This is a genomic window from Nocardiopsis rhodophaea (genome assembly GCF_039530945.1).
GTDB lineage: Bacteria > Actinomycetota > Actinomycetes > Streptosporangiales > Streptosporangiaceae > Nocardiopsis_C > Nocardiopsis_C rhodophaea.
On the sequence record NZ_BAAAPC010000006.1, the window covers coordinates 225,546 to 237,583 of the forward strand.

The window sequence follows — 12,038 nt, forward strand, 5'->3', positions numbered from 1 at the left end:
ATTTGCATTTAGTGCAAAAATATCGTTCCAGACGATGGAGGTGAGGGCGGTGGGGCTCCGCGAGCGCAAGAAGCGCGCGACCCGCCGTGCGCTACAGCGCGCGGCGGTCCAGCTGGCGATCGAGCGCGGCTTGGAGCACGTCACCGTGGACGACATCGCCGCAGCCGCCGACGTCTCGACCCGGACGTTCTTCAACTACTTCGCTGGCAAGGAGGACGCGCTCATCGGAGACGGGCCGCCGAGCCCCGGAGAGGAGGCGCGGCGGGTGTTCGTCGAGGGGGGACCCACCGGCGACCTGGTCGAGGACCTCAAGGTCTTCCTCCTCTCGCCGATCCTCGACGACCAGGAGGCCCTGCCCCTGCTCGAAGACCTGCGGCAGCGCAAGCGCCTCATCGAGCTGGAACCGCAGCTCATCCCCCGCGTCATGGCCACGTTCCACGAGATGGAGCAGAGCGTGGCCGAGGCCCTCGCCGCACGCCTCGGCGACAAACCGGATGATCTGCGGCCCCAGCTCCTCTCGACCGTGGCCGCGGCCGCGATCCGCTTCACGATGAAACGGTCCACCTGGTCCGGCCAGGAGGGGCCGGAGAACATCCGAGCAATGTCCGACGAGGTCTTCGCCATGCTGCGGCGCGCCTTGGCCCGCGAAGACCCCTGAGGACGCACATTGAAAGGGTGGCGGTGACCGTCCCCAGTCCCCCCCACAGGACCCCCGTCCACCACCACCCCGCCCACCCGCAGACCACCGGCGCGGCCACGCACCGGTATCCACACATGTCCGGTCCTGCCTTACGCGCCAGCACGGCCTCGGCGAAGGAAGGCGACTGGGGAAGCGAGCACCACTTCGATGACATCGACCCACGCGGCCGACCAGCCGCCCGACCAGTCCGCAGCCGCGGCCGAGGCGTCCGCCGGTCCGCTCACCAAGAAGCAGATCCGCTGGGTTTTCCTGGGCGTCATGCTGACGATGCTGCTCGGCGCCCTGGACCAGACCATCGTCACCACCGCCCTGCCCACCATCGTGGGTGAGCTCAACGGGCTGGACCACCTGTCCTGGGTCATCACCGCCTACATGCTGGCCGCCACGGTCGGGCTGCCGATCTACGGAAAGGCGGGCGACCTGTTCGGGCGCAAGGTCGTCTTCCAGTTCGCCATCGTCGTGTTCCTGATCGGTTCGGTGCTGTGCGGCGTGGCCCAGGACATGAACCAGCTCATCCTGTTCCGCGCCCTGCAGGGCATCGGCGGCGGCGGTCTGATGATCAGCGCCCAGTCGATCATCGCCGAGGTCGTCTCCGCGCGGGAGCGCGGCCGCTACATGGGCGCCATCGGCGGCGTGTTCGGGTTCTCCTCCATCGCCGGACCGCTGCTCGGTGGGCTGTTCACCGACCAGCTCGACTGGCGCTGGATCTTCTACATCAACCTGCCGCTGGGCGCCCTGGCGCTCGTCGTCACCTCCACCGTGCTCCAGCTGCCGCGCCGCGGCGGTCCCAAGCCCAAACTCGACTACCTGGGCACGGTGCTCCTCGCTGCGGCCAGCGTCTGCGTCGTGCTGCTCACCAGCTGGGGCGGGAGCACCTACGACTGGAACAGCCCGGTGATCATCGGTCTGGGCGTCGGCGCCGTGGTCGCCGCGGTGCTGTTCGTCGCCGCCGAGCGCCGCGCCGCCGAGCCGATCATCCCCCTGCGCCTCTTTAACGACCGCGACTTCGTCCTGACCGCCCTGATCGGCGTCAGCGTCGGCATCGCGATGTTCTCCACGGTGTCCTACCTGCCCACGTTCCTGCAGATGGTGAACGGCGTCAGCGCGACCGTCTCCGGCCTGCTGATGATCCCCATGGTCGTCGGCATGCTGGTCGCCACCATCGGCACCGGCCGGAGGATCGCGAGCACCGGTAAATACAAGATCTGGCCGATCATTGGCACGGGCGTGGTGATCGTGGGCCTGATCCTGCTCGGCGGCATGGACGCGGACACGCCGTATGCGTACAACGCGAGCGGCATGCTGCTGCTCGGCCTGGGTGTGGGCATGGTGCTGCAGAACCTCGTACTGATCGTGCAGAACACCGCGCCGCCGCAGGACCTGGGAACGGCGACGTCGGCCAACAACTACTTCCGGCAGATCGGCGCGTCGTTCGGCATCGCCGTCTTCGGGTCAATCTTCGTCGGCCGGCTGAACGACCGGATGGCCGAACTTCCCCCGCAGGCGACCGGTCACCTGCCGACGCAGGGCGGTGAGGCCGGCATCAGCTCGATGACACCGGACATGCTCCAGGGCCTTCCCGACCAACTGCGGGAGTTCATCGTGCACGCGTTTGCCGGGGCGCTGGCGCCGATCTTCTACTACGCCCTACCGGTGGCGGTCGTCGGTTTCGTGCTGTCGTTCTTCCTGATCGAGAAGCCGCTGTCGACGGAGGTCGGGACCTCGGGCGGCGGGAACGGGCCGGAGGCCGCGGCCGCCGCCGACTGACGGCGCGCGCCCGCTTCCGGCGACACCCCGGACCGGCGTGGGACGGACCCACTGGGCACGCGGCCCGTCCCACGCCTCTCGGCTACGTGTTCTTGGCCTTCTTCTCGGCCTTGGCGGACTTTTCCGCCTTCTTGGCCTTCTTGGCCTTCTTCTTTTTCTTGCCCTTCTCACCGCCGGGCCGTGCCTCGTCCGCGCCCTTCCGCGTGGCCCCGTCCGCTTCCGCCGCCGCCTTCTTGGCCTTCTTGCCCAGCTTCGCCTTCTTCGGCTTCTTCGCGTTCTTGGAGGTCAGGTGGGGTTCCAGGGAATCCGGCAGCGGCGCGATGCCGGGCCCGCCCTCGAAGATCCAGTCGTCGAGGTCGTCGATGAGCCGGTCCTCGGTGAACTCACCGAGCCAGACCGGCCGGCCCCCTCCGGCACGCCCCTGGGCCGAGGGCTGTACGACCACCACGTTGGCCTTGAAGCAGATTCCGAGGCACTTACTCACCCGGACCGGGACCCGGCGCCCCTCGTGGTCCTCGAACCCGCTCAGCCGCTCCAACTGCCCCTTGTGGTCGACGCCCGGACGCTTCTTCTTTGTGCCACAGCAGCACCCGCGGCACACCACGAGTTGGCACGGCTTCCCTGACGGGGACACCGCTGGTCGTACCTCCTGTATCGGGGGCAATGCCCATTGACTGCTCCACACCGTATCGTCGCAGTTCATAACGTGCGCAATCGGGCGCCGCCGGGACAACCCAGGGGACAGCAGTGTGCCCCGGTCCGCGGGAACCGGGGCACGGGCACGGCGACGTCAGCGATCGCGGTCGTCGCGGGTCTGGTCCTCCATGAAGTCCTTGCCCTTTTCGGCGGCCGTGTCGATCTGGTCGTCGTACTTGCCCTGGGTCTTCTTCTTAGCGGCCTCGGCAGCGGCGTCGACCCCCCGATCGACCTTGTCGCGATTCTTGCTCGCCGCCTTCTTGAGCTTGTCCATGGCGTCTTTGAGACCGGACATACGCTCCCACCCCTCATCGGTCCGGGATCGGTGCTCTCGGCACCGTCCTGGCCATACCCGTCGCGCCGACGCCCGAACCACGGGGGCGGCCCGGCGCGGGGCCGGCCGGGGGTCAGATACCCAGGATCACCCGGGCCATGGTGAAGTAGATGAGCAGGCCGGTGGCGTCCACGAGCGTGGTGACCAGCGGCGCCGAGACCACGGCCGGGTCCACGCCGGAGCGGCCCGCCAGCAGCGGCATCGTGCTGCCGATCACCGCCGCCCAGGTACACACGGCAATGACCGACAGCGCCACCGCGACGGCGACCCCGCCGGGGACCACCATCCAGCCGACGGTCATCGCGATGAGGGCGAGAGCGCAGCCGAGCAGGAACCCGACCCTGCACTCTTTCCAGGCCACCCCGGGCAGGTCGCGGACGCGGACCTCACCGACGGCCAGGGCGCGCACGATCGCGGTCGCCGACTGCGAGCCCACGTTGCCGCCGGTGCCGGTCAGCATGGGGATGAACAGGGCCAGCGCGGTCACCTCTTCCAGGGTCGCCTCGAAATGGCTCAGGACGGAGACGGTGAGCGTGGAGGCGACGATGAGAAGCAGGAGCCAGACCGCCCGGGAGCGTGCCAGGCGGGGCACCGTGACCGACACGTAGTGTCCGGCGACGGGGCTGGCCGCGGACTGGCGGGCGATGTCCTCGGAGTCGGCGGCCTCGATCACTTCCAGGGCGTCGTCGAAGGTGAGCAGGCCGACGAAGCGCTCCTCGGAGTCGACCACCGGCATGGCGACGAGGTTAGCCTCCTGCATCAGGCGCGCGGCGCCTTCAGCGGGGTCGGTGGCGCTTACCCGCGGCACGAAGATGTCCACGATGTCCTTGAGCAGGCTCTCGTCGTCGCTCACGATGAGGTCGCTGAGCTGCACGATCCCGGCCAGCCGACGGCCGTCGTCGACCACGGGCAGGATGTAGATGGTCTCGGCGTCGGCGCCCTTGGCCCGGACCACCTCCAGTGCGCGGCCCACGGTGAGGTCGCGGTGGAGGATCACCGTCTCCGGCGTCATGTACCGGCCGACCGACTCCTCGGGGTAGCCGAGAAGCGCCGCGGTCATCTTGCGTTCGGCCGGGCTGAGTCCGGCCAGCGCCCGGGTGGCGATCTTGGCCGGGGCCTCGCCGATGAGCCGCGCCCGGTCGTCGGGGTCCATCTCCTCCAGCAGCTCGTGGAACGCGGAGTCGCGCAGGCCGACCAGGATCTCGTGCTGGTGGACGGGGTCGAGCTCCTCGAAGACCTCCAGTTCCCGGTCCTTGTCGAGCAGTCGGAACGGCACGATCATGTAGCGGGCGTCCATCCGCTCCAGCTCGTCGGCGATCTCGTAGGGCGGATGCTCGGCCAACCAGAGTCGAATGCCGGTCAGGTCGTTTTCGGCGATCATGTCGATGAGGTCTTCGCCGATATCGTCAGCCATGCTGAGCACCCCCTTGTCATAACGCGACCCTGCCCCGGGCCGGACCGGCGGGTCCGTGCGACGCAGGGCACGGGGGGTGGGCGTGTGGAAAAAGACCCGAATGCGGCGCACCGCCGTGTGGACCCGGCCCCGTGGGCACACGGTCGCCGAGCGTTCAGGCCATGCGGACGCTCGTTGAAGCCCAGGGATCAACCGAAACCCTACCTGTAGCGGGCTACACGGTGTGCCTCCGCCACCGCGTATCGGACGCGCCGATGGCGTGTCGGTGGGGTGAGGCGAGTCAGGACCGCCAGATCACGACGAGGGCGATGTCGTCGTTCTTGCCCTCGCTGAGCGTGTCCACAACTTCTTCCGCGCCGGTGCCGAAACCGGCGGCCACCAGTCGGCTCGACACACCCAGCAGGCGGTCGACCCCGGAGTCGAGGTCCTCACCAGGGGTTTCGATGAGGCCGTCGGTGTAGAGCATGATGGCGCCTCCCGGCCGCAGCCGCCCCTCGACGGGAGCGAACGTCATCCCCGGGATGACGCCGAGGACCACCCCCTTGGCCTCGGTGGCGGACCACGCACCGGTGCCGCGGTCGAAGTGGACCGCGGGCGGGTGTCCGGCCGAGGTGATGAGGTAGTCGCCGGTGACCAGGTCGAGGCTGAGGTGGACGGCGGTGACGAAGCCCTCACCGAGCGCGGTGCGGGTCAGGTGATCGTTGCAGTGCGTGAGGAACTCGCTGCTGGGGACGGCGCTGAGGAGGCCGCTGAAGGCGCCGGAGAGCAGCAGGGCGCGCGTCCCCGCGTCCACACCCTTGCCGGACACGTCGACCACGGCGATCTCCAGCTGGTCGCCGTGGCGCCTGGAGACGACGAAGTCACCGCCGAACGAGGAACCGCCGGCCTGGCGGAGGACGGCGGTGGCGCCCCACCCCTGCGGGAGGTCGGGGAGCCGTCCCTGGTCGCGCAGTCGGTCGCGCAGTTCCAACAGCATCTTCTCGCCGCTGAGCCCCTGCATGCCCAGCCGCTCGCGCACGCCCGACAGCAGGTAGGCCACCACCGCGGTGACGCCGATCGTCACCAGCAGGCCCGGCCCCACGTGCCCGAAGTCCAGGGCGAACCCGGTGAACAGCAGCACCGCGGCGACCACGGCGAGGAGGAACGCCAGACTCTTGCGCTTGAGCAGGAGTCCGCCGGCCAGCACGGTGAGGATCACCGCGCTGGGGGGAAACCACCCGGGCGGCCCCCAGACCGCGCCGACCCCGATGCCGACGGCGAGCGCCACCAGGGTGATGAGCACCAGCCGGTAGCGGAACAGCACCTTGCGCCGGAGAAAGGCGACCGCGCGCTGCCACAGCGAGCGAACCTGGCGCGCCAGCCGGACCGACATGGGGATGGTCACCGCCGGCGCACGAAAAGACGGGGAACCCGCGCGGGGGCACCGACCGTGCGGCGGGCCCGCCGCGGCCCCGTCGAGTGGACGGTCCGATACCCGCCGCATGTCACTCCGGATCTCCAGGCAGAACTACGCATGTTCAAGTATGGCCGGAGAAGGACCCCGCCGTCAGGCGTCCTCCGGGGGCCGCCATCGAATCGTTGGAAAATCGTCGGCCCGGCCGATCATGAATCCTCGCTCCGGACAGTTCACAATCTACGGCGTGATCGCGCCGAACGCAGCGAGGCGGGTCCGCGCGGGGCCAGGGTGATACCGCGCCGAGAAATTCGCTCGCCCGGCCATCGCTCCGGGTGATAGGGACAGGAACCATGTCGCACTCCCGCCCTGAGGGGTCCCACTCCACGTCGTCCTCTGATTCTTCGGCCGGGTCGGACTGGCGCGTCCGTGCCATCACCCCCGACGAACTCCCGGCGTTCCACAGCATCCTCGGCGAGGCCCTGCTCGCCGGTGACCTCACCGAAGCCAGGAGCGAGCTCTACCGCGGCCTGATGGAATTCGACCGTAGCCTGGCCGCCTTCGACGGCTCCCAGATGGTCGGCACCAGCATCGCCCACTCGCTGGAGATGACGCTGCCGGGCGGGCCGCGGCCGGTCGCCGGGCTCTCCGCGGTCGGGGTGTGGCCCACCCACCGCCGCCGCGGCGTCCTCACCGCGCTCATGCGCCGCCAGCTCGCCGACATCCGGGAGCGCGGCGAGAACGTGGCCGCCCTCTTCGCCAGCGAGGGGGCGATCTACGGGCGGTTCGGCCACGGACCGGCTTCCCGGGCGTACGCGGTCACCGTCCCCACCCACGAGGTGAACCTGCGCCGCGACATCCCGCGCGACCCCGCCCTGCGCCTGCGGCTGACCACCCCCGGAGACGCCGCCAAGGAACTGGCCACCGTGCACCGAACCGCCGCGACGCATCGGGTGGGCGACTTCCAGCGCGACGAGCGCTGGTGGAAGGTGGTCCTAGCGGACGAGCCCGAACGGCGCGGCGGCGCCAGCGCCTACCGGTGCGCGATCGCCGAGGACGACGCGGGCCCGCTCGGCTACCTCCTGTACCGCATTGCCAACCGGTGGACCGACCACGGCACGCCCGACGGGCGGCTCGACGTCGCCGAACTGACCGCGACGGCACCGGCGGCTCACGCCCTGCTCTGGGAGTACGCGCTCACCCGGGACCTGGTGTCAACGGTCAGAGCCGAGCTGGTCGCGCCGGACGACCCGCTGCTGCACCTGGTGACCGACCCCCAGCGCATCCACCGGCAGCTCACCAACGGACTGTGGATCCGGTTGGTCGACGTGGCCGCCGCCCTGGAGCAGCGCGGCTACGCCGCGCCGGTGGACGTCGTCCTAGAGGTGAGCGATACCACCGCACCGTGGAACGCCGGGCGGTGGCGGCTGACGGCCGACACCGAGGCCGCCCGGTGTACGGCGACCGACGCCGAACCCGACATCCGGCTGAACGTCAGCTGGCTCGGCGCCGCCTACCTCGGCGGGACCGCCCTGGGGGCCTACCGCACGGCCGGACTCCTCACCGAGGAGACCCCGGGCGCCGTCGACCGCCTCGACACCGCGCTGAGCCGATCGGAGCAGCCGTTCTGCGGGGTGATCTTCTAGTATCCGCGCCCTGCGGGGGCTTTTCACCGGCGTCGGCGCGTATTACCGTCACGGGCAGGAGCGTGACCGGAAGAAACCTTCGAACCAGCTCGTGAAGCGGGGAGATCCGCACATGGCGCGCACGCACGTCACCCTGTCCGCGGCGATGCGGGCACGGGACGTGTCGCGTCCGCGCCCGGACCGCGACCCGCCTCCGGCGGAGGTCCTCCCGGACCACGCGGACTCCGGCCCGGTCGGGGGCGACGGAGGGCACGAGGGACCCGCGCACCGGCAGCGCCGCGGATCCTTCGAGCCGCCCGCCGGATCCCCGCAATCTGCGACCGGGCCGGACCGTCCTCCCGCCCCCGCGGCGTTCGATCCCCTGCGCGTTCCCCCGCCGCCCAGACCGCGCAAACGCGGCCGCCGACGGCGCCGGTCGCGCCGTCGGCGGTGAACGACGGGGGCGTCATAGGGCCGGGCGCGCCGCACGGGCGACCGGCGGCGTGTCGCGCTACGGCAGCGGTGGCAGCTCGCCGGTCCGCTCGTATTCGGAGAGCATGGTGATACGGCGGGTGTGGCGCTCTTCCCCGCTGTAGGGCGTGGCCAGGAAGAGCTCGACGAGGCGGGTGGCCTCCTCCTGCGAGTGCATCCGGGCGCCAATGCTGATCACGTTGGCGTCGTTGTGCTCGCGCGCCAGCGTCGCGGTGGCGTCGCTCCACGCCAGCGCGGCGCGGACGCCCCTGACCTTGTTCGCGGCGATCTGCTCGCCGTTGCCCGAGCCGCCGATGACGATGCCGAGGGAGCCCGGGTCGGCGGCGACGCCCTCGGCAGCGCGCAGCACGAACGGCGGGTAGTCGTCCACCGCGTCGTAGACGGCCGGCCCGGCGTCCACCACTTCGTGTCCCCGCTCTTTCAGCCAGGAGACCAGGTGCTCTTTGAGTTCGAAGCCTGCATGATCGGATCCAAGGTATACACGCACGGCACCAGTGTGGCAGGTCAGCGGGGTACACGTGCGCGCGGGAGGGGGCCGGGCCGACGTCAAGGATTCTCTCCGCCACGCTCCCCGGTGCGGTGGGCAGAGCGGCAGGGACACGCGGTGTCCCTGCCCTTTGCTGGAGGTGATCACGGCGTTTGGCCGACCGAAACGGGCCGAATCGAGGACGGCCGCCGTGATCGCCGCGCGGAAGTGGGACGCATCCGGCGTCGGCCGGCCGGGGAGCGCTGTCGATGGCCGTAACGCGCAGTGCCCGCCTCCCGGTAACGGGAGGCGGGCACTGGGAGTCCGTTGGTCGGAGGCCTCGGCGCTGGCGTGCTCGCCGGTCGCCGGGTTCCTAGAAGCCGACGCCGGTGGCCGCGTGGGCGATGCTCAGCCCCATCGCCGCGAACAGGGCCATCGACCCGATCGCGGTGATGTTCGCGATGACCATGAACTTGACGTCCTTGCCCAGCGGGCTGGCCTTGGACTCCTGGGGCTTGCTGCTCAATGTGCTACCTCGGCTGCTGAAGGACCTGACATTCCTTACCAGATCTTGCCATAGGCCGTGGTCAAAGCGGACATGACCCTCCTTTGGCCCGCCCCAGTCCCAGCCGTGCCGGGCGGCCTACAGCTGGATGGCTTTGACCTCGCAGAACTCATCAAGGCCGTGGAGCCCCCACTCGCGTCCGACGCCGGACCGCTTGAAGCCGCCGAAGGGCGCGCGCGGGTTGAAGCGTCCTCCGTTCACCGCGACCTGCCCGGCGCGCAGCCGCCGGGCGACGGCCAGACCGTGCTCGGTGTCGGCGGCCCAGACCGCGGCCGCGAGCCCGTAGTCGGTGTCGTTGGCGATCTCCACGGCCTCCTCCTCGGATTCGCAGGGGATCAGCGCGAGGACGGGGCCGAAGATCTCCTCGCGTGCGATCCGCATATCGTTGCCGACATCGGCGAAGACCGTCGGCCGCACGTAGTAGCCGCGCTCGATGCCCTCCGGGGGCTCGGCCCCGCCGGTGACCAACCGCGCTCCCTCCTCCACGCCGACTGTGATGTAGTCCCGGACGCGCTTGCGCTGCGCCGCGGAGACCAGCGGGCCGAGGCGCGTGCCCGCGTCGAGGGGGTCGCCCGGAACGTACTTCGCGGTGGCGTCCGCCGCCAGCCCCACCGCCTCGTCGTAGCGGGATCGCGGGACGAGCATGCGGGTCAGGGCGTCGCAGCTCTGCCCACTGTTGCGCATGACGTCGGCGACGCCCCGCTTGACGGCGGCGCCCAGATCGGCACCGGCCAGGATCACGTTGGGGGACTTCCCACCGAGTTCCAGCGCGACCTTCTTGACGGTCGCGGCGGCCAGCTCGCCCACCCTCCTCCCGGCGCGGGTGGAACCGGTGAAGGAGACCATGTCGATCGCGGGGTGGGCGGCGATCGCCTCGCCGACGACCGGGCCGGCGCCGGAGACGAGGTTGAACACGCCGGGCGGCAGCCCGGAGTCGTCGAAGGCTTCGGCGAGGAAGGAGGCGCTGAGCGGGGCGACCTCACTCGGCTTGAGCACGACGGTGTTCCCGGCCAGCAGCGCGGGGACCACCTTGAGCACGACCTGGAGCAGGGGGTAGTTCCACGGGGTGATAGCGCCGACCACGCCGACCGGTTCGCGGACGACCAGCGAAGTATCGACCTTCTCCCCGGTGAAGTAGCGCTCGCCCACCTCGCCGGCGACGTCGAGGAAGGTCTCGAACATCACCAGCGGCACTCGGGTGTGCACCCGGGAGGCCAGCGTGAGCGGGGCGCCCAGGTCGGTCACGATAAGGGCGGCGAGGTCGTCAGCGCGCTCCCGGAGCAGGTCCAGGGCGCGGGCCAGATGGGCGCGGCGCTCGATGACGGGGAGCGCGGACCAGGGGACGAAGGCGTCGGTGGCCGCGGCCACCGCCTGGTCGACATCGTCGGGGTGCCCGGCCGGGACCGTGGCGATGACGTCTTCCGTCGCGGGATTGACGACGTCGATGGCCTCGGAGGAGACCGATCCGGTCCAGGCGCCGTTGAGGTACAGGGATCGCATGCGATCCACCTTCCCCCATTACGGGCGGGTCATCCCGGCGGCGGCACAGTGCCGCCCCGGAAGATGACCCGCGCCGTTCAGCCCCAGTGCGGGGGACGGTCCTCCAGCAGCCGGGCGGTGTCGTCGTCAGTATCGGAGACGTACTCGCCCCACCCGGGACCGCGCTCGTCGCTGGTGGTGTCGGGCAGGATCTCCAGGGCGTCGTCGAACAGGTCGACCGGACGCTCGTCCTCGGGTGTGCTCATTGTCTTCCTTCGTGCCTTCCGTGCTGTGCGGTGCCGCTGTCGGCGCGGGCGCCCGCCGTGTGCGGCGCCGACGCCGCGCCGGGCGGACACCCCCCGTCCCACGAACGGGCCTCACCCCTCGGTGGTTCCGTGGTGGCCGGTATCGGTCCGCATGGACGCGTGTCAGTCGAAGATGGGGTCGCGCGTCCGGCTGCGCTTGAGCTCGAAGAAGCCGTCGGTCCCCGCGACCAGCAGGACACCGTCCCACAGTTTCCCGGCTTCTTCGCCCTTGGGAGCGGGCGACACGACGGGGCCGAAGAACGAGATCCCCTCGACCGAGATGACCGGGGTGCCGACCTCCTGGCCCACGCGGTCCATACCGTCGTGGTGCGACCGGCGGACGGCCTCATCGTAGTCCGGGGTGTCCATGGCGCCCATCAGGTCCTCGGGCAGCCCCACCTCGGCCAGGGCGTCCTTGATCGCCGCGTCGGACCGGTCGTTCTTGAGGTGGAAGCGGGTGCCCAGCGCCGTGTAGAGGGGGCCCAGGACGTCGTTGCCGAACCGCTGTTCGGCCGCGATGGCGAGGCGGACCGGTCTCCACGCGTCGCCCAGCATCTGCCTGTACTCGTCGGGGACCTCCTTGTCCTCGTTGAGCACCGACAGGCTCATCACGTGCCAGCGGGCCCGCACGGGGCGGATCCGCTCCACTTCCAGCAGCCACCGCGACGCCAGCCACGCCCACGGGCACACAGGGTCGAACCAGAAGTCCACTGGCGTCGGTTCCGTACTCATCCGTATTCCTCCGTGAAAGTTCGGCCACGTGCCCGCCCGTCCCACGCGCTCGGACGCGCGATTCTCCTTT

General features: G+C 70.4%; 12 protein-coding genes. 3 read left to right on the forward strand and 9 right to left on the reverse strand.

What is annotated here, in order from left to right; all coding sequences use genetic code 11:
• Positions 1-49 precede the first annotated feature (49 nt).
• Together ABD259_RS09020 and ABD259_RS09025 are read left to right on the forward strand one after the other, a co-directional pair.
• Entirely contained in the window at positions 50-658 is a 609-nt protein-coding gene (locus tag ABD259_RS09020; protein ID WP_412759404.1) for a TetR/AcrR family transcriptional regulator, read from the forward strand.
• A gap of 189 nt (positions 659-847) precedes the next feature.
• On the forward strand, positions 848-2,467 hold the full coding sequence (locus tag ABD259_RS09025) for an MDR family MFS transporter (protein WP_344104026.1): 1,620 nt from the start codon (positions 848-850) through the stop codon (positions 2,465-2,467).
• An 82-nt stretch (positions 2,468-2,549) separates the two neighbouring features.
• Here ABD259_RS09025 and ABD259_RS09030 read toward each other — a convergent pair whose 3' ends face one another.
• From ABD259_RS09030 to ABD259_RS09045, 4 genes are all read right to left on the reverse strand, one after another.
• Entirely contained in the window at positions 2,550-3,101 is a 552-nt protein-coding gene (locus ABD259_RS09030; RefSeq protein ID WP_344104024.1) for a (2Fe-2S) ferredoxin domain-containing protein, read from the reverse strand.
• Between the two features lie 156 nt (positions 3,102-3,257).
• A complete protein-coding gene (locus ABD259_RS09035) occupies positions 3,258-3,458 on the reverse strand; it encodes an antitoxin (protein ID WP_344104022.1) in 201 nt (66 codons plus the stop codon).
• 112 nt (positions 3,459-3,570) lie between these two features.
• Entirely contained in the window at positions 3,571-4,911 is a 1,341-nt protein-coding gene (mgtE, locus tag ABD259_RS09040; protein ID WP_344104020.1) for a magnesium transporter, read from the reverse strand.
• A gap of 280 nt (positions 4,912-5,191) precedes the next feature.
• Positions 5,192-6,283: a PP2C family protein-serine/threonine phosphatase gene (locus ABD259_RS09045; RefSeq protein ID WP_344104229.1), complete on the reverse strand. Its 1,092-nt coding sequence runs from the start codon at positions 6,281-6,283 to the stop codon at positions 5,192-5,194.
• A 374-nt stretch (positions 6,284-6,657) separates the two neighbouring features.
• Here ABD259_RS09045 and ABD259_RS09050 point away from each other — a divergent pair, with 374 nt between their 5' ends.
• On the forward strand, positions 6,658-7,950 hold the full coding sequence (locus tag ABD259_RS09050; protein WP_344104018.1) for a GNAT family N-acetyltransferase: 1,293 nt from the start codon (positions 6,658-6,660) through the stop codon (positions 7,948-7,950).
• Between the two features lie 490 nt (positions 7,951-8,440).
• Here the strand turns inward: ABD259_RS09050 and ABD259_RS09055 are convergent, their stop codons facing one another.
• From ABD259_RS09055 to ABD259_RS09075, 5 genes are all read right to left on the reverse strand, one after another.
• Positions 8,441-8,908, reverse strand: coding sequence for a ribose-5-phosphate isomerase (locus ABD259_RS09055; RefSeq protein WP_344104015.1), 468 nt, complete (start codon positions 8,906-8,908; stop codon positions 8,441-8,443).
• Between the two features lie 352 nt (positions 8,909-9,260).
• The gene (locus tag ABD259_RS09060; RefSeq protein ID WP_017620786.1) at positions 9,261-9,413 is read right to left on the reverse strand and encodes a hypothetical protein; all 153 of its coding nucleotides are present in this window, start codon (positions 9,411-9,413) and stop codon (positions 9,261-9,263) included.
• A 117-nt stretch (positions 9,414-9,530) separates the two neighbouring features.
• Positions 9,531-10,952: an aldehyde dehydrogenase family protein gene (locus ABD259_RS09065; protein WP_344104011.1), complete on the reverse strand. Its 1,422-nt coding sequence runs from the start codon at positions 10,950-10,952 to the stop codon at positions 9,531-9,533.
• Positions 10,953-11,029: 77 nt separating this feature from the next.
• Positions 11,030-11,197: a hypothetical protein gene (locus tag ABD259_RS09070; protein ID WP_344104009.1), complete on the reverse strand. Its 168-nt coding sequence runs from the start codon at positions 11,195-11,197 to the stop codon at positions 11,030-11,032.
• Positions 11,198-11,359: 162 nt separating this feature from the next.
• A complete protein-coding gene (locus tag ABD259_RS09075) occupies positions 11,360-11,968 on the reverse strand; it encodes a mycothiol-dependent nitroreductase Rv2466c family protein (RefSeq protein WP_344104007.1) in 609 nt (202 codons plus the stop codon).
• Positions 11,969-12,038 lie beyond the last annotated feature (70 nt).